Raw genomic sequence first — 20,427 nt, 5'->3', positions numbered from 1 at the left:
GTTGAAGTTCGACAAAAGTCTAGAGCTGGGAGTCGCCGTCGGCCAAGCGCCCCAGGATGAGGGCGATCCGCAGCGTGAACGCGGAACGCACGTCCGAGGGTGACCATCCGGTGACGTCGGTCACACGTCGCAGCCGGTAGCGCACGGTATTGGGGTGCACGAACAGCATCCGGGCCGCGCCCTCCAGGCTGCTCGCCTGTTCGAGATACACACTCAACGTCTCCAGAAGTGCCGAGCCCGCTTCTTCGAGCGGTCTGTAGATCTCCTCCACCAGCTGATCGCGTGCGGCCGGGTCACCCGCCATCGCGCGCTCCGGAAGGAGATCGTCCGACAACACGGGGCGCGGCGCGTCCTGCCACGCCGAACAAGCCTTGAGCCCGGCCGCCGCCGCCTGCGCGGACCGGGTGGCCGCGAGCAGGTCGGGCACCACGGGCCCGGCGACGACGGGGCCGGCGGCGTACGGGCCGATCAGCGACTTCGCCACGTTCAGGGGGTTGTCGCTGCCGCCGGCGATCACGACCAGGCGGTGGCCGAGCACTCCGGTCAGGACCTGGAGCTTCGCGTGCCGCGCGGCCCGCCGGATGGCCTCCACGGTGAGCTCGCTGTCCCCTTCCGGGGCGGTGCCGAGCACGACGCAGACGTGCTCGGGGGAGTTCCAGCCGAGCGCCGCCGCCCGGGACACGGCACCCTCGTCCGCCTCGCCCGACAGCACCGCGTTCACGACGAGCGACTCCAGCCGGGCGTCCCACGCGCCGCGGGCCTCGGCGGCCTGCGCGTACACCTGGGCGGTGGCGAAGGCGATCTCGCGCGCGTAGACGAGCAGGGCCTCACGCAGCACCGACTCGTCGCCGGGCGCCGCGACCTCGTCGATCGCGGCCTCCATGACCTCGATCGTCGTACGCACCATCTCCACGGTCTGGCGCAGGGTGATGGCCCTGGTCAGCTCGCGCGGAGCGGTGCCGAACACGTCGGTGGAGATCGCCTGCGGCGTCTCCGGGTGACGGAACCACTCCGTGAACGCGGCGATGCCGGCCTGGGCGACCAAGCCGATCCAGGACCGGTTCTCCGGGGGCATGGCCCGGTACCACGGAAGCGCCTCGTCCATGCGGGCGATGGCGTTGGCGGCCAGCCGGCCGGAGGACTGCTCCAGGCGTTTCAGGGTCGCGGCGTGGAGATGGGCGTCGTTCGCGGCGGGCTGCTCAGGATCGGGTCGGGGCACGGACACAAGACTGCCTTATCGGGACACGAACCCGGAGGGGCGGGGCGGCCGACCGGCCACCGGGGATACCGTGGGGACGTGATGGACGTACGCCGCTCCGGCGACCGCTTCCGCGGCGGGGACCCGGCCACGGGTGACTCCGCGGGCATCGAGACGCTGCACGCCTTCTCCTTCGGGCGGTTCTACGACCCGGACAACCTGCGGTTCGGCCCGATCCTGGCGTGCAACGAGGAGCGTCTCGCCCCGGGGGCCGGCTTCGACGAGCACCCGCACAGCCACACCGAGATCGTCACGTGGGTGGTGGAGGGCGAACTCACCCACCGTGACTCGGCCGCGCACGCCACCGTCGTACGGGCCGGTGACGTCCAGCACCTCAGTTCGGGCGGCGGCGTGCGTCATGTCGAGCGCAACGACGGGGCAAGCCCGCTGACGTTCGTTCAGATGTGGCTGGCGCCCCTGGAGCCCGGTGGCGAACCCGCGTACACCCACGTCGCCGGGATAGCGGACTCCACGCCGTACGCCCTGCCGGAGGCGGGTGCGATGCTCCACGTCCGCCGCCAGTCCGAGGGCGAACGCACCGCCGTGCCCGACGCGGTGGGCGTCTACGTCCACGTCGTGCGCGGGCGGGTGCTCCTCGGGGGCGAGGAGCTGGGTCCGGGCGACTCGGCGCGGATCACCGGGGCGAGCGGTCTGGAGCTGGAGGCGCTGGAGCGGTCCGAGACCCTGGTCTGGGAGCTCGCCTCGGTGTGAGGTCGGGTGCGCCCCGGCCGTGCGTCCCGGCGGATTTTCAGGGGTGCGTCCCCCAGGTGCGTCCCGGAGGCGCGCTCCCCTTAGCGGGAGGCGAGTTCCGCCAGCACCGCGTCGGTGAACTCCGGCCAGACCTCGGCGGCCCACGGCCCGAAGGCCCGGTCCGTCAGCGCGACACAGGCCGCGCCGGCCGCCGGGTCGATCCACAGGAAGGTGCCGGACTGGCCGAAGTGCCCGAAGGCGGCGGGCGAGGACGAGGATCCCGTCCAGTGCGGCGCCTTGGAGTCGCGGATCTCGAAGCCCAGCCCCCAGTCGTTGGGGTTCTGGTGTCCGTAACCGGGGAGCACGCCCTTGAGGCCGGGGTGGACGACGGTCTGCGCCGCCAGCACCGTGCGCGGATCGAGCAACCGGGGGGCCTGCACCTCCGCGGCGAAGCGCGCGAGGTCGTCCACGGTCGAGACGCCGTCCTTGGCGGGCGAGCCCTCCAGCGTCGTCGCCGTCATGCCCAGCGGCTCCAGCACCGCCTGGCGCACGTACTCGGGGAACGGGATGTCGGTCGCCTTCGCGATGTGGTCGCCCAGCACCTCGAAGCCCGCGTTGGAGTAGAGGCGCCGCGTGCCGGGTGCCGCCGTGACCCGGTGTTCGTCGAAGGCGAGGCCGCTGGTGTGCGCGAGGAGGTGGCGCACCGTGGAGCCCTCGGGCCCGGCCGGCTCGTCCAGCTCGACGGCGCCCTCCTCGTACGCCACCAGCGCCGCGTAGGCCGCGAGCGGCTTGCTGACGGAGGCCAGCGGGAAGCGGTGCGCGGTGGGACCGTGGGCGCCCACCGTGGTGCCGTCCGCGGTGACGACGGCGGCGGCCGCGGTGGGTACGGGCCAGTTCTCGATCATCGCGAGGCTCTGCATGGGTACGAGCCTAAACGGCGAACGCCACCCGGCCGCGCTTGCCTGGAGTGCACTCCAAGGTTCTAGCGTGGGGGCATGACGGTGATGGAGAGCACTTCCGCACGGACGGACACCTGCGCTTCCGCCCCCAAGGCGCATCCGCGCCCCGAGGGGCAGGACCGCTACACCATCAGCGAGGTCGTCGCGCTCAGCGGGCTCACCGCCCACACGCTGCGCTGGTACGAACGGATCGGGCTGATGTCGCACGTCGACCGCTCGCACACGGGCCAGCGCCGCTTCACCAACCGCGACCTGGACTGGCTGGCCTTCGTGGGCAAGCTCCGGCTCACCGGGATGCCGGTCGCCGACATGGTCAGGTACGCGGAGCTGGTCCGCGAGGGCGAGCACACCTTTGCCGAACGCCAGGAGCTGCTGGAGGCGACCCGCCGCGACGTGAGGGAGCGGATCGCCGAGCTGCAGGGCACGCTCGCCGTCCTCGACTTCAAGATCGACTTCTATGGCGGCGCCCGCGCGGCGTCGGAGAGGGCCTGACGAATGACCGGTACCGGAAAGATCGCCACGACGACGCTCGGGACCGACGGCCCCCGGACCGGAGTCCAGGGCCTCGGCTGCATGGGGATCAGCGAGTTCTACGGCGACACCGACGAGGCGGCGGCCCGGGACACCCTGGAGGCCGCGCTGGAAGCGGGCGTCACCCTGTTCGACACCGCGGACGTCTACGGCCGCGGCGCCAACGAGACGTTCCTCGCGCCGTTCGTCGCCGCGCACCGCGACGAGATCACGCTGGCCACGAAGTTCGCCATTGAGCGGACCGACGACCCGCACTACCGCGGGGTACGCAACGACCCGGCGTACATCCGTCGGGCCGTCGAGGCGAGCCTGCGCCGGCTGGGCACCGACGTCATCGACCTGTACTACATGCACCGCCGGGACCCGCTCGTCCCGCTCGCCGAATCGGTCGGCGCGATGGCCGAACTGGTGCGGGAGGGCAAGGTCGGGCAGCTGGGCCTGAGCGAGGTGACCGGGGCGGAACTGCGCGAGGCCCACGCGGTGCACCCGATCGCCGCCCTGCAGTCCGAGTGGTCGCTCTTCAGCCGGGACGTCGAGCGGAGCGCCGTCCCGGCGGCCGCCGAGCTCGGGGTGACCCTGGTGCCGTACTCCCCGCTCGGGCGCGGATTCCTGACCGGCGCGTTCGCGGACGCCGGCAAGGAGCTGGGCGCGGACGACTTCCGCACCCACCAGCCCCGCTTCACCGGCGAGAACGCGAGGACCAACTCGGCTCTGCTGGAGCCGGTGCACGAGATCGCGGCCGCACACGGCGCGACGGCCGCGCAGGTCGCCCTCGCCTGGGTGCAGCAGCGGTCCGAGGTGCACGGCCTGTCCGTCGTGCCGATCCCGGGCACGCGCAGGCGCAGCCGCCTGCTGGAGAACGCCGGCGCGACCCGGCTGACGCTGTCCGAGCGGGAACTCCTGGCGCTGGAACCCCTCGCGGGCCAGGTGGCGGGCGACCGCTACCCGGACATGAGCAGCACGGCCACCGCACGCGAATAACCGCTCAGGCCAGCCGCAGGGCGAACACCGCGAAGCCCGCCGCGAGCAGTCCGGCGGCGGCCCGGCGGACGTTCCCCGCCCGGCCGCCCGGCTCCCAGGGCTCCTCGAAGCGGCGGGCGTACCGCGCGATCGGCACCAGCAGAGCGGCGAACACCGGCAGCCACGCCAGTCGCGCCACGATCCAGCCCGCCGAGTCCGGGCTCGTCGTCAGCCCCGGCACCACGCCGGCCAGGGAGGCCGGGACCGCGGCGGCGAGCATCGCCGTCTGGTGCCAGCACAGGATCGTCATCGCCGACAGATTGACCACCACGACGGGGGCCCAGAGAGCGGGACGGCGCAGCGCCCGGCCGATCCGTCCGTGCAGCAGGACCGCCGCGCCGCTCTGCGCCGAGGCCAGCGCGAGGACCAGCAGTGACGGCGGATGCGAATTGGTCCGCGCCTCACCCGGTACGCCGACCATCGACGCCGGGTAGTGCAGGCCGAGCAGCAGCAGGGCGAACAGGGCGGTGCCACCGACGAGCAGGAGCCGGGCTCCGCGCCCGGAGAGACGGCCCTGCCCCCAGCAGACGCCGAGCTGATAGGCGAAGAGCCACCCGGGAAGGATGTTCAGCAGCCCGGTCCAGGGCGGCACGGCGTCCGCGTACGGCCCGTAGCGCAGGAAGTCGACCACCGCGACGGACCCGATCAGCGGGGCCGCCGCCCACCCGCCGAACCTCCGGGCCAGGCGCACGCAGCAGGGCGTGAGCGCCGTGACCACGGCGTACACCCCCACGAACCAGAGCGGCTGGATCACCAGCTTCGCCCCCGTGCGCAGGGTGTCCCCGGGCACCCCGGCGGCGTACAGCAGCGGGATCATCAGCGCCCACACGGCGGTCACCCCGAGCACCGGCCTGCCCAGCCGGACCATGCGGCCGCGCAGCCACGCCCTGCCGGTGGACGGCCTGCGGTGGTAGGAGAGGACGGAGGCGCGGCCGCCGACGAGGAAGAAGACGCCCAGCATCTGGAGCCCCCAGCTCACCGGGGCGAACCCGCCGAACGCGGACAGCGGGCTGGCGTTGTGCAGGGTGCCGTCGTCGTCCCGGGTGAACCCTCCGAGGAGCCAGTGACCCGTCGGCACGGCCATCAGCGCGAGGGCGCGCAGCCCGTCGACCGCACGGTCGCGGTGGCCCGGGGTGGCCGCGTCGATCCGGGAGACCACCTGCCGCACTCCCACGCTCACCGGGAGCCCCCCTCGGCGATGGCCGCGAAGGCGCGGAGCGAGTCCGTGCCGGGAGCGAAGTACCCGGTGTGGCCCTTCGCGTCCTCGGCGGGCACCCGGCGGGCACCGAACGCCGCGCCGGCAGGGTCCGGGCCGTGCCCGAGACCCGCGACGCGGACGTGCGGCACGTCGTCGATCCAGTCGGTGTCGTCCTTGGCGGCCCAGACGCGCGCCCCGGTGCGCAGACCGGCCACGTCGTCGGCGCGCATCCCGGGGGAGCCGAGCACCACCAGATCCGTGGCGCCGAGACCGGGGGCCGCGAGCCCGCAGACCACCGAGCCGTAGCTGTGGCAGAACACGACGGGCGAGGGCAGGCCGTCGGCCGCCAGCCCCGCCGCGAACCGGGTCAGCCGTCGGGCGCCGGCCTCGGCCAGGCCCCCGGTCGCCGCGTCCAGGCCGAGCCCGACCGGCGTGGTGTAACCCGCCCAGGCGATCACCGCGCTGCCCGGACCCGTCTCGGCGTACAGCGACTTCGCCATGCCCGCCGGCGTGCCGTACACGTCGTTCCTCCGGTCGAAGGTTCCTGCGTCGATGTCCGATCCGGGGACGACGACGGACACGTGCCGTGCCGTGCGCAGGTCGCCGAACACCTCGGCGACCTGGCCGCGGCCCCGGGGGTCGAACGCGAGGATCTGCCGGCCGGGCGCGCCGAGACGGATGAGCCGTGGGTCCGGGGAGGCCCTCAGCGCAAGGGCGTTGGCGCGGTAGCGGAGCTCCAGCGGCGTCCCGTCGAGGTTGCCGACGACCGAGGGGTGGCGCTCCAGCAGGAGTTGCCGCTCCCGGTCGCCCAACCCGGCGAAGAAGAGCGCCACGTCGTCCGGCGCCGCGCTGCCCGGGTCCGGCAGCTGCCGCCCCAGCGCCCCGTCGGCCCGCCATGAGGCGCTGCCCGGCGGCGGCCCCGTCACCGCCCGCTGACCGGTCCCGGACGCCCATCCCGCCGTCCCCGCCACCACTGTGGCCGCCAGTGCGACCGCGGCCAGCGTCCTCGCGAACCGTCGCATCGTGCCCTCCCCGTCCGGTGTGAGCACGCCGGACGGCGTGCCGGAGAGGAAAGTAGGCGGGCGGCAGGTGACCGTGCGTCACCCCGGGGAGCCAACTGCGCGGTGATACCGGGGTAGGGGGAGTACGGGGGGAGACCCCCACCGCCGTGCGGGGGGAAGCCGCCCCCGGCTACTGGTCCCCGGGGGCCACCAGCCCCGACTCGTACGCGAAGACCACCGCCTGCGCCCGGTCCCGGACGCCGAGCTTGGCCAGCACCCGGCCGACGTGCGTCTTCACGGTCTGCTCGGCCAGCACCAGCCGCGCCGCGATCTCCTGGTTCGACAGGCCCCGGGCGATCAGCTCCAGGACCTCCCGCTCCCGGGGGGTCAGGCCGTTCAGCCGCAGCGCGGGGCCTCCTGCCGGCACCGCGGGGCGCTGCCGCGCGAAGTCCGCGATGAGCCGCCGGGTCACGGACGGCGCGAGGAGCGCGTCGCCCGCCGCCACGACCCGCACCGCCGAGATCAGGTCCGCGGGCGGGGCGTCCTTCAGCAGGAAGCCGGAGGCCCCGGCGCGCAGCGCCTCGTAGACGTAGTCGTCCACGTCGAACGTGGTGAGCATGAGGACCTTCGGCCGGTGGACCACCCCGGCCGGCGGGCTCAACAGCTCGCGGGCCGCCGCCAGTCCGTCCATCTCCGGCATCCGGACGTCCATCAGCACGACGTCGGGATGCACGGCCCTGCCGACCTCCACACCCCGCCGCCCGTCCGGTGCCTCGCCCACCACGTCGATGTCGGCCTGGGCGGACAGCAGGGCGGCGAACCCCGCCCGCACCATGGCCTGGTCGTCGACGATGATCACGCGGATGGTCACAGGTCCTCCGGGGTCGGTACTGCCGAGGGCGGGCGGGACGGCGGCAGCGGGAGCCGGGCCGCCACCCGGAAGCCCCCGTCCGGCAGCGGGCCGGTGTCGAGGCTGCCGCCGGTCAACCGTACGCGTTCGCGCATGCCCACCAGCCCGTGTCCCGTCCCCGACACCTCCAGGGGCGAACCCGGGCCCCGCGCGGGCCCGTTGACCACCAGCACCGTCAGCCGGCCGTCCCGCACCGAGACCGACACCCTGGTCGGCGCACCCGGCGCGTGCCGCACCACGTTGGCCAGCGCCTCCTGCACGATGCGGTACGCCGACAGGTCCACGGCCTGCGGGACCTCGCCCCGCTCCACCGCCTCCCGCACCCCCGCGGCGAGCGACAGCTCGGCCGGGAGCCCCGCGCGTACCGTCGCCTCCACCAGCTGCTGCACCCGGTCCAGCCCCGGCTGCGGGGACAGCTCGCCCCGGCTGCCGTCACTGCGCAGCACGGACAGCAGCCGCCGCATCTCGGCCAGGGACTCCCGGGCGCCGGCCGCGATCGACGCGAACTCGGCGCGCGCCTCGGCGGAGAGCCCGGCCACCCGGTACGGGGCCGAGTCGGCCTGCACCGTGATCACCGACATGTGGTGCGCGACCACGTCGTGCAGCTCACGGGCGATCCGGGTGCGCTCCTCCAGCAGCGTGCGCTGCGCCCGCTCGGCCTCGCTGATGGTCTCCTGCTCGACGAGCCGGCGCTGGACCTCGCTCCGCTCGCGCACGGCGGCGCCGATGACCAGCACCACCCCGCCGAGGACGAGCAGCAGCAGCGCGCCGCCGTCGCTGCGGGCTGGCGCGGCCAGGTGCAGCGCCAGCCCCGCCAGCGCGGTGACCAGCCAGACGCCGATCACCGTGGTCCGGCGTTCGCGCAGTCCGAGGGCCAGCAGCACGAACAGGCAGCCGATCAGCGTGGGCGGGGGCCACGGCCAGATGACGTCCGGGTCCGGGGGCTGTCCCAGCAGCACCACGGCGCCCACGGTGTCGGCGGTGAAGACGATCCACCAGGCCTGCAGCGGGCGGTGCGCCAGCATGAGCAGGGGGGCGGTCTGCCCGACCGCCAGCGCTCCGGCGACCCCGCCGCCCAGGTGGTAGTCGTCGGCCAGCACCTGGATCGTGACGGGGACGAACACGGCGGTCAGGGCGGTCACCACCGCGTACGGGAGCAGCCGCAGCCAGCGGCTCGGTGAGTCCGCGAACGGCGGGACCGGCGGGTGGGAGGCGCGGGACAGCGCGTGGGCGAGCTCGCGCAGACTGCGGCGGGCGGCGCTCGGCGGACCGTCCGCGGAGGGCGTGGACGGGGGCGGCGGCCCGGCGGGAGACGTGGTCATGATCCGGTCAGGGTAGGCACGGAGTACGCCGGAGGGCGTCATACCAGGGGGCCGGCCGCGGACCCCGGCACCCGTACCGGAGTAGGGGTGCCGGGTAGCGCTGAGGCCCGCCGGGGCCGTCTACAGCTCGGCGAGCAGTTCCGTCTTCTTCGCGGTGTACTCGGCGTCCGTGACCAGACCGGCCCGGTGGAGGTCGCCGAGGTGCCGTATCCGCTCGGCGATGTCCGCCGGATCGCGCCGGCCGCCCACGGGGACGGGCGCCGTCGCGACCGGTACCGGCTGGGTGCGCCGGACGGACTCCAGGACCGCCGCGGCGAAGGGCAGAGACTCGTGGACCTGCCCGTATCCCAGGCCGAACACCACGGAGGCGGGGTCCTGGTCCGGCTGCACGCGCGGCGCGGACGGGAGCGGCGCCGTGTCCTGCCCCGATGCGCCCGGTTCGGCGCCGCGCGGCACCAGCCGGAGATACCCCTCGAACGCCTCGGGGGAGCGCCACTCGATCCCGCCCAGGTCCGCCACCGCGAACGTCTGGTCGCCCGCCTTCCACTTGGCGCTGGACGCACCCGTCCAGTACCAGCGGAAGGAGACCACGGTCCCGTCGAACCCCGCCCGGCCGTCGTACGCCTTGAAGTGCACGGGCGCCTCGGGGGCCGTCACCATGAAGCGCTCCGCGGGCAGGGAGGCCTCGGGGCCCAGCACGGCCCGCAGTTCTTCGGCGTAGTAGTCGGCGAGCGTCTCCCGCTCGGCGGGCAGCACCAGGCGGTAGGGGTCGCAGCCCTCCTTGAGCTGCCCGGCCGCGGCCTCGAGCAGCGGATCGGCGCCCGGTCTCGGCACCGCGTGCAGAACCACCGTGCTCCGCTTGCCGGGGGTCAGTGTCACCGCCGACAACGCCGCGTACGGAACGCGGCGTTCACGCAGGCTCTGCAAGAGCCTCGGCGTGCGGATCCCCCGTTCGAAGCGGATGAGCAAGGAGTCCGTGTCGAACTCCCAGGTGGCATGAATTCCGGCCAGCACATCACCCATGTGCCTCATCGTATGTGGCACGGCCCCGCACGTCCCCCCTCGGTACAGGCGAAATCGGGCAGGCCGTTCGCCGTTCTCACGCGCGCCGGACGAGTTTCTACGCGCGTCGGCCGTCCGCGTCACCGGAGATTTCCCGGTGGCACGCCTGATCGCTGTTCGCGCAACTGACCGAGTCATAGGCGCCCACGCCGATCGCGGCGAAGTTGTCGAGACTCTCCGTGCCCGGCTCGAAGTAGCCGCTGTGCCCGACCGCCCCGCTCGCGGACACGATCCGGGCACCGAAGTCCGGGTCGACCGGATCCGCACCGTGGCCCAGTCCGCCGACCGCCAGATTCGGTACGTCGGCGATCCAGTCACCGCTGTCCCGCATCGCCCACACCCGCGCCCGGGTGTGGAGGCCGGCCGCGCTGTCCGCGCGCATCCCCGGGCTTCCCGCGACCGCGATGTCGGACACCCTGGACGGCAGGGCGCGGGCGGCGACCCCGCACACCACGGAGCCGTAGCTGTGGCAGACCAGTGTCACGTCCGAGAGCCCCGGCAACCCGCTCACCAGCGCGTTCAGTCGCTCAGCACCTTCCCTCGCGAGCCCGCCCAGCACCGCGTCCATGCCGATGCCGGCGGGCGCCGTGTAGTCGGCCCAAGCGATGACGGCCGTACGGGAGCCGGGGCGTGCCGCGCGCTCGGCGCCGTACAGCGACCGCGCCATGCCGACGGGCGCGGCGTTCGTCTTGGGGCCGGTGCGCTCCAGGGTCAGCAGATTCGTGTCGACCCCCGGCACCACGACCGAGACCCGGTCGGCGCGGTCCAGGTCGCCGAAGACCTCGGCCGCACGGCCGCGTCCGGAGGGGTCGAAGGCCAGGATCTGGCGGTCCCCCGCGAGGAGGGACCGGAAGCGTTCCAGCCGGAGTACGGCCTGCCGGCGCCCGTCCGGTGACAGCCGCACGTCCTTCGCGCGCTGCTGCTCCGCCGTCTCCGCGTCCGCCAGCGCGTGCCGGTTGGCCCGGTAGCGCAGGGCGGACGGCGCGCCGTTCAGGTTCCCCACCACGAGCGGGTACGAGTCGGCCAGAGCGACCTGCTGGCCCGCCGTGAGCGTCGCGAAGAAGTGGGCCAGCCGGTAGGCCGGGGCTTCGGGGTCCGGCAGCGCGTGACCGGCTATACGGTCCTTCGCCCAGGAGGCGAGCGCGATCTCGCGCGGCGCGGCTGCGTGCTGGTGGCGCACGGCGGTCCATCCGGTGGTCGCCAGCATCACGAACACGACCGCGATGGCGAGCAGTGCGCGCCATGCGGTGATCGTGGGGGAGGAGTCGAAGGAAGTCACTGCGCCCCACCCTAGGAGACGCGCACCCGAGGTCGTCGCAGGGGTGACACGGATCACTCGGGCGAAGGGAATTGGCCACCCGTCTCTCACGCTCCGTGCGCGCCGGACGCACACTCAGGCGCGCCCGACGGACTGTCGATGTCCGAAATGCCGGATACGTTCCGCGTGTTGTGAGTTCGGCCATGTCCTCACGATGAGGTGTCCGGCACATGTGTGCGGTTCGGGTGAGCGCGTTCCTATGCGGCGCGCCAGTTCTCGGAGAGCGCAGGTCCGAGGTGATCCAGGTGGAGTTCGGTCAGTTCCGCGAGCGCCTCCAGGCCGCCGTCCCGGCCGCCGCTCCACAACTGGCCGGTCAGGCGCATCACCCCGGCGAACGCCGCGACCGCGACCCGGGGGCGCGGATCCGTCTCCGGATCCAGACCCTCACGCTCCGCCACCACCAGGGTGGTCTGCCGCTCCAGGCCGACGCTCCGCCGCATGTGCGCGGCGAGCAGTGCCGGGGTCGATTCGATCATGCGGTAGGTGCGGATCCGGAGTTCGGCGGTGTCGTCGCTGCCGGCCGTCTCGGGAGCGGCGTTCCAGGCGATCAGGATCGCGCGGCGCATTGCCTCGAAAGGGGTCTCCGCTGCGGGCCGTTGACGGAGCTCGACGAGGAAGCGCGCCTCGATGGCGTCCTGTACGGCGAAGGCGGCCGCCTCCTTGTTCGCGAAGTAGCGGAAGAAGGTGCGCTGGGAGACCTCCACCGCGTCGGCGATCTCGTCGACGGTGGTCGTGTCGTACCCCTGGGCGGCGAAGAGTCCGAGAGCGGCCCGCAGCAGAGCCTCACGGGTGCGCGCCTTCTTGCGCTCGCGCAATCCGGCCGGGGCCCCGGGAGGAGGGGGGCCCGGTGTCTGCCTGCGTGTCACGTGCTGGACCTCTTTCCACTGCTTTGCGCAGATCAGCCTACCTGTGAGCTACATGACGGTTACCGTCTTGTGAATTGGTTTGTCGACTGTCAGTGGCTGACATAATCTCCAGCGCATGACTAGTCAGACCACAGTCGAGAAGGCGCCGCGGGAGCCTCAGGACACCGTCGTCCCCGCACCGGCGAAAGGGCTGCGCGGCCACCCGTGGCTGACGCTCTTCGCCGTCGCCATCGGCGTGATGATGGTGGCGCTGGACGGCACGATCGTCGCGATCGCCAACCCCGTCATCCAGCAGGACCTCGGCGCCTCGCTCGCCGACGTCCAGTGGATCACCAACGGCTACATGCTCGCCCTCGCGGTCTCCCTGATCACCGCCGGCAAACTCGGCGACCGCTTCGGCCACCGTCAGACGTTCCTGATAGGGATCGCGGGATTCGCCGCCGCCTCCGCGGCCATCGGCCTGTCCGACAGCGTGTTCCTGGTGATCGTCTTCCGCGTGCTGCAGGGCCTCTTCGGCGCGCTGCTGATGCCCGCGGCGCTCGGCCTGCTGCGGGCCACCTTCCCCGCCGAGAAGCTGAACATGGCGATCGGCATCTGGGGCATGGTGATCGGCGCCTCGACCGCGGGCGGGCCCATCCTCGGCGGTGTGCTCGTGGAGCACGTCAGCTGGCAGTCGGTGTTCTTCATCAACGTGCCCGTCGGCGTGATCGCGCTCGTCTTCGGACTCGTGATCCTCAGGGACCACCGCGCGGCCAACGCGCCGAGGTCCTTCGACATCGGTGGCATCGTCCTGCTGTCCCAGGCGATGTTCTGCCTGATCTGGTCGCTGATCAAGGGCTCCGAGTGGGGCTGGGGCGACGCGAGGACCCTCGGCTTCCTGGGCGCCTCGCTCGTCCTGTTCGTCGTGTTCGCGCTCTCCCAGAAGAACGTGCGCGAGCCGCTTATCCCGCTGGCCATGTTCCGCTCGGTGCCGCTCTCGGCCGGTGTGGTCCTGATGGTGCTGATGGCGTTCGCCTTCATGGGCGGCCTGTTCTTCGTCACCTTCTACCTCCAGAACGTCCACGGGATGAGCCCGGTCGACAGCGGCCTGCACCTGCTGCCGCTGACCGGGATGATGATCGTCGGCTCGCCGCTCGCCGGCGCCGCCATCACCCGGTTCGGTCCCCGCGTGCCGCTCGTCGGCGGAATGGTCTCCGTCGCCGTCGCCATGTTCGGCATGTCGCAGCTGACCGTCGGCACCGGCACGCTGACCATGTCCCTCTGGTTCGCGCTCCTCGGCTTCGGTCTCGCGCCGGTCATGGTCGGGGCCACCGAGGTCATCGTGGGCAACGCGCCGATGGAGCTCTCCGGCGTCGCGGGCGGGCTCCAGCAGGCCGCCATGCAGGTCGGCGGAAGCCTCGGCACCGCCGTGCTGGGCGCCGTGATGGCCTCGCGGGTCGACGCGACGCTCGGCGACAACTGGAAGTCCGCCGAGCTCCCGCCGGCCACCCCGGACCAGCTGGACCAGGCATCCTCCGCCATCAAGGTCGGCATGCCGCCGATCGCCCCGGGCACCCCGCCGGAGATCGCGGCGAAGATCTCGGACGTCGCCCATGACACGTTCGTGTCCGGAATGAGTTCCGCCTTCATGGTCGCGGGCATCGTCGCCGTGGTCGCCGCACTCGTCGCCACCCTCACCAAGCGCGGCGCGAACGCCGAGGCAGGGATGGGCGCAGGACACATCTGACGGCGCGCCACACGCCGGCCCGCCCCGGCGGGACCCGGTTCCCCGGGCGTCAACCCAGCGCATCCGACAGCCCCGCCGGACGGTTCCGGCGGGGCTGTCGCCTATCAGGGTGGTCCACGGCCACGCCCCTTCCCGGGCCGCCGCCCCGCAGGTCAGAGTGCGGACATGCGAGCCGTCCGGCCCGCTCGACCACGGGGGTTGATCCACCATGCGTACGACCGTCCTCGCCGCCGCCCTGGCGGCCACCGCGCTCGTCCCGGCCACGGCCCTGGCCTCGGGCGCCGCGCCCGCCGTCCACCACGGGCCCCCGGGTCACGAGCGCTCCCGCAACGCCGCGCAGGCCGCGCCCGCGGGACTCGCGCCCTGCGGCGCGGGCGAGCTATGCCTCTGGACGAAGCCGGGCTTCTCGGGAGCCACCCAGGCCCACGAGCTGTCCACCGTCGACATCGAGAGCTGCGTCCCCCTCCCGGCCGGCCGGCATGCCCAGGCACTCGTCAACCGCACCGGCCGTCCCGTCACGACCTACCAGTCGGGGGAATGCGCGGAGACCGGTGAGTTCGAGACGTACCCGGGCAGCGGCACCTGGGTACCCCGCTCGCCCTACACGGTGAGGGCGTTCAAGATCTGGGAGAACTGACCGGAGCCGTGCGTTCCGCGGGGTGGGCGCCCCGGGGGACGCCGGAGGGCGGCGAGGCCGTGAAGCCCCGCCGCCCTCCGGCCCCGCGCCGGGGCTGTTACGCGTCGCCGCCCGCCGGGCCGGGGCCCGCCGCGGCCACGTCCAGCAGCTCGTACCGGTCGAGCGCCGTCTTCAGCGCCGAACGGTCGACCTTGCCTTCCTTGGCCAGCTCGGTGAGCACGGCCAGCACGATCGACTGCGCGTCGATGTGGAAGTAGCGCCGCGCCGCACCACGGGTGTCGGCGAAGCCGAATCCGTCCGCGCCCAGCGACTGGTAGGTGCCCGGGATCCAGCGCGCGATCTGGTCCGGCACGGAACGCATCCAGTCCGAGACCGCGACGAACGGGCCCTCGGAGCCGGACAGCTTCCGCGTCACGTAGGGGACGCGCTGCTCCTCCTCCGGGTGGAGCAGGTTGTGGCGCTCCACCTCCACGGCCTCACGGCGCAGCTCGTTCCAGGAGGTCGCCGACCAGACGTCCGCCTTCACGTCCCACTCCTCGGCGAGGATCCGCTGCGCCTCGACCGCCCACGGGACCGCGACACCGGACGCCAGGATCTGGGCCGGGATGCGGCCGGCCTCGCCCGCGTGGTGGCGGTGCACACCCTTGAGGATGCCCTCGACGTCCACGTCGGCGGGCTCGGCGGGGTGCTGGATCGGCTCGTTGTAGACGGTGAGGTAGTAGAAGACGTCCTCGTTCTCCTCGGGGGCGCCGCCGTACATCCGGCGCAGACCGTCCTTCACGATGTGCGCGATCTCGTACCCGAACGCCGGATCGTAGGAGACACAGGCGGGGTTCGTCGACGCGAGGAGCTGCGAGTGGCCGTCCGCGTGCTGGAGACCCTCACCGGTCAGCGTCGTGCGCCCGGCCGTCGCGCCCAGCACGAAGCCGCGCGAGAGCTGGTCGGCCATCTGCCAGAACTGGTCACCGGTGCGCTGGAAACCGAACATCGAGTAGAAGACGTACACCGGGATCAGCGGTTCGCCGTGCGTGGCGTACGCGGAACCCGCGGCGATCAGCGAGGCGGTGCAGCCCGCCTCGGAGATGCCGTCGTGCAGCATCTGGCCGGTCGGCGACTCCTTGTACGCGAGGAGCAGCTCACGGTCCACCGACTCGTACTGCTGGCCGAGCGGGTTGTAGATCTTCGCACTCGGGAAGAACGCGTCCATACCGAAGGTGCGGTACTCGTCGGGCGCGATCAGCACGAAACGCTTGCCGATCTCCTTGTCCCGCATGAGGTCCTTCAGGATGCGGACGAACGCCATGGTCGTGGCGATCGACTGCTGACCCGAACCCTTCTTCGCGGTCGCGTACGCCTTGTCGTCGGGCAGCGGCAGCGGCTTCGCCCGCACCACCCGCGTCGGGACGTAGCCGCCCAGACCCTGGCGGCGGTCGTGCATGTACTGGATCTCCTCCGAGTCGCGGCCCGGGTGGTAGTACGGCGGGTTGCCGTCCTCGAGCTGCTTGTCGGCGATCGGGATGTGCAGACGGTCACGGAAGCGCTTGAGGTCGTCCGCCGTGAGCTTCTTCATCTGGTGGGTCGCGTTGCGGCCCTCGAAGTTCGGGCCGAGGGTCCAGCCCTTGACCGTCTGCGCCAGGATCACGGTCGGCTGGCCCTTGTGGGCCTTGGCCGCCGCGTACGCCGCGTAGACCTTGCGGTGGTCGTGCCCGCCGCGCCCGAGGTGCAGGATCTGGTGGTCGGACATGTCCTTGACCATGTCGCGCAGCCGCGGGTCGTCACCGAAGAAGTGCTCCCGGATGTACGCGCCGGTCTCGGTGGCGTACGTCTGGAACTGGCCGTCGGGAGTCGTGTTCAGCTTGTTGACCAGGATGCCCGTCCGGTCCTGCGCGAGCAGCGGGTCCCAGGAGCGGTCCCAGACCAGCTTGATGACGTTCCAGCCGGCGCCGCGGAACTGGGACTCCAGCTCCTGGATGATCTTGCCGTTGCCGCGTACGGGCCCGTCCAGGCGCTGCAGGTTGCAGTTCACCACGAAGGTGAGGTTGTCCAGGCCCTCGCGGGCGGCGATGGAGAGCTGGCCGAGCGACTCCGGCTCGTCCATCTCGCCGTCGCCGAGGTAGGCCCAGACGTGCGAGTCGGAGGTGTCGGCGATGCCGCGCGCCTCCATGTAGCGGTTCATCCGCGCCTGGTAGATCGCGCCGAGGGGGCCGAGGCCCATCGAGACCGTCGGGAACTCCCAGAAGTCCGGCATCGACCGCGGGTGCGGATAGCTGGACAGCGCGTGCCCGGCCTTGGACTTCTCCTGGCGGAAGCCGTCGAGCTGGGCCTCGCTGAGCCGGTCCAGCAGGAAGGCGCGGGCGTAGATGCCGGGGGAGGCGTGGCCCTGGAAGAAGATCTGGTCGCCGCCGCGGCCGTCGTCCTTGCCGCGGAAGAAGTGGTTGAAGCCCACGTCGTACAGCGAGGCGGACGAGGCGAAGGTGGCGATGTGGCCGCCGACCCCGATCCCGGGACGCTGGGCGCGGGAGACCATCACCGCGGCGTTCCACCGGGTCGCGTTGAGGACCTTGCGCTCGATCTCCTCGTCGCCGGGGAAGAAGGGCTCGTCCTTCGTGGCGATGGTGTTGACGTAGTCGGTGCTGCGCATCTCCGGCACGGCGACGCGCTTCTCCCGCGCGCGCTCGATGAGCCGGAGCATCAGATAGCGGGCCCGCTCACGGCCCCGCTCGTCGACGGCGGCGTCGAGGGAGTCGAGCCATTCCTGGGTCTCTTCGGGATCGAAGTCCGGGACCTGGCTCGGAAGGCCGCCAATGATGATCGGGTTGCGATCTGATCCGGAAGCCACGCTGTTCCTTCGCTGTTCGGTGGTGCTCTTCAGGGCCTGGTTGCGGGGAACGTACCCCCGGGGCGGCTGCTGTACGCCGCCTCCATCGTGTACCGCGAGGATCCAAACGTCACCTCTACTGTGGGGTAACACAAGGTTCGCCGAGGCCGCGTCCAGGGCACGAGTATCAGCATCGCGGGGACGGTCCGGCCCGAACCGCAACCATACGCCCGGCCCGTCCACGCGTTCCCGAAGCCCGTTCGAATCCGAATGGCGGAGCGAAACGGCATAAGCTGAGGAAGGACGTAAAGGGTCCGGACTCCTTTTCCGGGCCCGCAGGAGACATGCCGGACACAGCGGCGACGTGGCAGGGAACGTCACCGTTCAGGCGGTCTCGGACGCCGGGTACTTGCGCGATTCGCCGAGCCCGTGTGGACTACGGCCAATGCCCCGCGCACGCGCGTGGCTGAAGCATTTTCCGAAACATGATCAGGAGGCAACCCGTGAGCGCGACCGCGGACCACGCGGAGGAACGGACCAACACGGCCGCGAGGCTTGGGTTCGAACCCGGACAGGTGGTCCAGGAGATCGGCTACGACGACGACGTCGAGCAGGAGCTCCGTGAGGGCATTGAGGCCACAATCGGCCAGGATCTCGTCGACGAGGACTACGACGACGTCGCCGACGTCGTCCTGCTCTGGTTCCGTGACGAGGACGGCGACCTTACGGACGCGCTGGTGGATGCCATCGGTCTGATCGAGGACGGTGGGGCGGTCTGGCTGCTGACCCCCAAGACCGGCCGCGACGGATACGTCGAACCGAGCGACATCAACGAGGCTGCCCAGACAGCTGGTCTCGCCCAGACCAAGAGCATCAGCGCGGGCAAGGACTGGACGGGCAGCCGTCTGGTCACCCCCAAGGGGGCCAAGGCCAAGCGCTGAGGACTCTTCCAACACCACCGGGGCCCCCGGACGGCATCACGCCGCCGGGGGCCTTCGTACGCGCCGGTGGGGCCTGACCGTGTTCCGGAGGGCCGCTGCGTAGGGTGGGTGTCACCCGGACGGCCCATGCCGGGAAAGTCGTCACGCCGGTGAAGGGATGCGTTTCATGGCGATCGAGGTCGGTACACAGGCTCCGGATCTTGAGCTGAAGGACAACCACGGGCGGACCGTGCGGCTCGCCGACTTCCGCGGCGAGAAGAACGTCGTGCTGGTCTTCTACCCGTTCGCCTTCACCGGCGTCTGCACGGGCGAGCTCTGCGCGCTCCGCGACGAGCTGCCGCGGTTCGAGAACGACGACACCCAGCTGCTCGCCGTCTCCAACGACTCGATCCACACCCTGCGCGTCTTCGCCGAGCAGGAGGGCCTGGAGTACCCGCTGCTGTCGGACTTCTGGCCGCACGGCGCCGCGTCGCGCGCCTACGGCGTCTTCGACGAGGAGAAGGGCTGCGCGGTGCGCGGCACCTTCGTCATCGACAAGGAGGGCGTGGTCCGCTGGACCGTCGTCAACGGCCTCCCCGACGCGCGTGACCTGAAGGACTACGTCAAGGCGCTCGACTCGATCTGACCCGGGGGGCCCGGCCCGCCTCCCGCGGCGACGGGGTCCGTGATGTGCGGGATCCGGGGTTTGTGCCCTGCCGGATCCGGGGATCTCCTGGCGGCGACCGGCCAAAAGCCTGTTTTGGCCGGGAACCGGTCACTAGGATCCATTCGTTGATCCGATGCCAACGCACGACGGGGGTGCTGGTGTCTGCCGGCCCTCTCAAAACTTTTGGAGGACTCGTGGGAGTCAGCCTCAGCAAGGGCGGCAACGTCTCGCTGACCAAGGCCGCGCCGAACCTGACCGCGGTCATCGTCGGTCTCGGCTGGGATGCCCGTACGACCACCGGCGGTGACTTCGACCTCGACGCCAGCGCTCTGCTGACGAACACCGAGGGCAAGGTCGGCAGCGACGGGAATTTCGTCTTCTTCAACAACCTCAAGAGCCCCGACGGCTCCGTCGAGCACACCGGTGACAACCTCACCGGTGAGGGCGAGGGCGACGACGAGGTCATCAAGGTCAACCTCGCCGGTGTCCCGGCCGACGTCGACAAGATCGTCTTCCCGGTCTCGATCTACGAGGCCGAGACCCGCCAGCAGAGCTTCGGCCAGGTGCGCAACGCCTACATCCGCGTGGTGAACCAGGCCGACAACAGCGAACTCGCGCGCTACGACCTGAGCGAGGACGCCTCGACGGAGACCGCGATGGTCTTCGGTGAGCTCTACCGCAACGGCGCGGAGTGGAAGTTCCGCGCCATCGGCCAGGGGTACGCCTCGGGTCTGCGCGGCATCGCGCAGGACTTCGGCGTCAACGTCTGATCCGGTCCGGGGGAAGCTCCGGACCCTCCGGCTCCACCGCGTCCGGCGTCGCACCACGTGCGGCGCCGGACGCTCTGGGCAGAGCGCCCCGCGTCCGGCAGGCGCCTGCCGCCAGAACGACCGTCCATCGACTCGGGGAGGACACACCATGGGCGTCACGCTCGCCAAGGGAGGCAACGTCTCCCTCTCCAAGGCCGCACCCAATCTCACGCAGGTGCTGGTCGGGCTCGGCTGGGACGCACGATCCACGACGGGAGCCGACTTCGACCTCGACGCCAGCGCGCTGCTGTGCCAGTCGGGCCGGGTCCTCGGCGACGAGTGGTTCGTGTTCTACAACAACCTCACCAGCCCCGACGGGTCCGTCGAGCACACCGGCGACAACCTCACCGGTGAGGGTGACGGCGACGACGAGTCCGTCATCGTGAACCTGACGCAGGTCCCCGCGCACTGCGACAAGATTCTTTTTCCGGTCTCGATCCATGAAGCCGACAATCGTGGGCAGACATTCGGACAGGTCAGCAATGCCTTCATCCGTGTGGTGAACCAGGCGGACGGTCAGGAACTGGCACGCTACGACCTCACCGAGGACGCCTCCACGGAGACGGCGATGATCTTCGGTGAGCTCTACCGCTACGGCGGGGAGTGGAAATTCCGTGCGGTGGGACAGGGGTACGCGTCAGGGCTCCGGGGCATCGCTCTAGACTTCGGGGTCAACGTTTCGTAAAGCCGCGCACGGCGCGGGGGACCCGTTACA

At 71.8% G+C, this 20,427-nt stretch carries 19 protein-coding genes; 9 read left to right on the top strand and 10 right to left on the bottom strand.

The window, feature by feature from the left end:
- Nucleotides 1-19 precede the first annotated feature (19 nt).
- The gene (locus OHT61_RS10000; RefSeq protein WP_327118978.1) at nucleotides 20-1,219 is read right to left on the bottom strand and encodes a PucR family transcriptional regulator; all 1,200 of its coding nucleotides are present in this window, start codon (nucleotides 1,217-1,219) and stop codon (nucleotides 20-22) included.
- Nucleotides 1,220-1,297: 78 nt separating this feature from the next.
- On the opposite strand from OHT61_RS10000, the gene OHT61_RS09995 reads away from it, so the two are divergent.
- A complete protein-coding gene (locus tag OHT61_RS09995; protein WP_329037001.1) occupies nucleotides 1,298-1,969 on the top strand; it encodes a pirin family protein in 672 nt (223 codons plus the stop codon).
- Between the two features lie 80 nt (nucleotides 1,970-2,049).
- On the opposite strand, the gene OHT61_RS09990 is transcribed toward OHT61_RS09995, so the two are convergent.
- On the bottom strand, nucleotides 2,050-2,868 hold the full coding sequence (locus tag OHT61_RS09990) for a serine hydrolase domain-containing protein (protein ID WP_329036999.1): 819 nt from the start codon (nucleotides 2,866-2,868) through the stop codon (nucleotides 2,050-2,052).
- Between the two features lie 75 nt (nucleotides 2,869-2,943).
- Between OHT61_RS09990 and OHT61_RS09985 the strand changes: the two genes are divergently transcribed.
- Together OHT61_RS09985 and OHT61_RS09980 are read left to right on the top strand one after the other, a co-directional pair.
- Complete coding sequence (locus OHT61_RS09985) at nucleotides 2,944-3,399, top strand: MerR family transcriptional regulator (protein WP_329036997.1); 456 nt, start codon at nucleotides 2,944-2,946, stop codon at nucleotides 3,397-3,399.
- Between the two features lie 3 nt (nucleotides 3,400-3,402).
- On the top strand, nucleotides 3,403-4,419 hold the full coding sequence (locus OHT61_RS09980) for an aldo/keto reductase (RefSeq protein ID WP_329036995.1): 1,017 nt from the start codon (nucleotides 3,403-3,405) through the stop codon (nucleotides 4,417-4,419).
- A gap of 4 nt (nucleotides 4,420-4,423) precedes the next feature.
- Here the strand turns inward: OHT61_RS09980 and OHT61_RS09975 are convergent, their stop codons facing one another.
- The 7 genes from OHT61_RS09975 to OHT61_RS09945 all read right to left on the bottom strand — a co-directional run bounded on the left by OHT61_RS09975 (nucleotide 4,424) and on the right by OHT61_RS09945 (nucleotide 12,135).
- Nucleotides 4,424-5,632, bottom strand: a complete 1,209-nt coding sequence (locus OHT61_RS09975; protein ID WP_329043179.1) for an acyltransferase family protein — start codon at nucleotides 5,630-5,632, stop codon at nucleotides 4,424-4,426.
- A gap of 2 nt (nucleotides 5,633-5,634) precedes the next feature.
- Nucleotides 5,635-6,678 (bottom strand): alpha/beta hydrolase, encoded by a 1,044-nt coding sequence (locus OHT61_RS09970; protein WP_329036992.1) that lies wholly within the window; start codon nucleotides 6,676-6,678, stop codon nucleotides 5,635-5,637.
- 169 nt (nucleotides 6,679-6,847) lie between these two features.
- A complete protein-coding gene (locus OHT61_RS09965; RefSeq protein ID WP_329036990.1) occupies nucleotides 6,848-7,528 on the bottom strand; it encodes a response regulator transcription factor in 681 nt (226 codons plus the stop codon).
- Nucleotides 7,525-8,889, bottom strand: coding sequence for a sensor histidine kinase (locus OHT61_RS09960; RefSeq protein WP_329036989.1), 1,365 nt, complete (start codon nucleotides 8,887-8,889; stop codon nucleotides 7,525-7,527). The genes OHT61_RS09965 and OHT61_RS09960 overlap by 4 nt, the downstream gene beginning before the upstream one ends.
- Nucleotides 8,890-9,009: 120 nt before the next feature.
- On the bottom strand, nucleotides 9,010-9,912 hold the full coding sequence (locus tag OHT61_RS09955) for a DUF4429 domain-containing protein (protein WP_329036986.1): 903 nt from the start codon (nucleotides 9,910-9,912) through the stop codon (nucleotides 9,010-9,012).
- Nucleotides 9,913-10,009: 97 nt separating this feature from the next.
- On the bottom strand, nucleotides 10,010-11,230 hold the full coding sequence (locus OHT61_RS09950) for an alpha/beta hydrolase (protein WP_329036983.1): 1,221 nt from the start codon (nucleotides 11,228-11,230) through the stop codon (nucleotides 10,010-10,012).
- Nucleotides 11,231-11,466: 236 nt separating this feature from the next.
- Nucleotides 11,467-12,135 (bottom strand): TetR family transcriptional regulator, encoded by a 669-nt coding sequence (locus OHT61_RS09945; RefSeq protein ID WP_329036981.1) that lies wholly within the window; start codon nucleotides 12,133-12,135, stop codon nucleotides 11,467-11,469.
- 115 nt (nucleotides 12,136-12,250) lie between these two features.
- Here OHT61_RS09945 and OHT61_RS09940 point away from each other — a divergent pair, with 115 nt between their 5' ends.
- Entirely contained in the window at nucleotides 12,251-13,861 is a 1,611-nt protein-coding gene (locus tag OHT61_RS09940) for an MFS transporter (RefSeq protein ID WP_329036979.1), read from the top strand.
- Between the two features lie 208 nt (nucleotides 13,862-14,069).
- Nucleotides 14,070-14,498 (top strand): peptidase inhibitor family I36 protein, encoded by a 429-nt coding sequence (locus OHT61_RS09935; protein WP_329036977.1) that lies wholly within the window; start codon nucleotides 14,070-14,072, stop codon nucleotides 14,496-14,498.
- A 97-nt stretch (nucleotides 14,499-14,595) separates the two neighbouring features.
- Here the strand turns inward: OHT61_RS09935 and aceE are convergent, their stop codons facing one another.
- A complete protein-coding gene (aceE, locus tag OHT61_RS09930; protein ID WP_329036974.1) occupies nucleotides 14,596-17,337 on the bottom strand; it encodes a pyruvate dehydrogenase (acetyl-transferring), homodimeric type in 2,742 nt (913 codons plus the stop codon).
- 482 nt (nucleotides 17,338-17,819) lie between these two features.
- Between aceE and OHT61_RS09925 the strand changes: the two genes are divergently transcribed.
- From OHT61_RS09925 to OHT61_RS09910, 4 genes are all read left to right on the top strand, one after another.
- On the top strand, nucleotides 17,820-18,257 hold the full coding sequence (locus OHT61_RS09925; protein WP_329036970.1) for a DUF3052 domain-containing protein: 438 nt from the start codon (nucleotides 17,820-17,822) through the stop codon (nucleotides 18,255-18,257).
- Nucleotides 18,258-18,423: 166 nt separating this feature from the next.
- Nucleotides 18,424-18,882, top strand: coding sequence for a peroxiredoxin (locus OHT61_RS09920; protein WP_329036968.1), 459 nt, complete (start codon nucleotides 18,424-18,426; stop codon nucleotides 18,880-18,882).
- 215 nt (nucleotides 18,883-19,097) lie between these two features.
- Nucleotides 19,098-19,673: a TerD family protein gene (locus tag OHT61_RS09915; RefSeq protein ID WP_329036966.1), complete on the top strand. Its 576-nt coding sequence runs from the start codon at nucleotides 19,098-19,100 to the stop codon at nucleotides 19,671-19,673.
- A gap of 148 nt (nucleotides 19,674-19,821) precedes the next feature.
- Nucleotides 19,822-20,397: a TerD family protein gene (locus OHT61_RS09910; protein WP_014156474.1), complete on the top strand. Its 576-nt coding sequence runs from the start codon at nucleotides 19,822-19,824 to the stop codon at nucleotides 20,395-20,397.
- Nucleotides 20,398-20,427: the final 30 nt, after the last annotated feature.

The organism is Streptomyces sp. NBC_00178 (assembly GCF_036206005.1).
In the GTDB taxonomy this organism is placed as follows: Bacteria; Actinomycetota; Actinomycetes; order Streptomycetales; family Streptomycetaceae; genus Streptomyces.
Note: the sequence above shows the minus strand (reverse complement) of the source record. Positions and strands in the feature narration are given on the sequence as shown.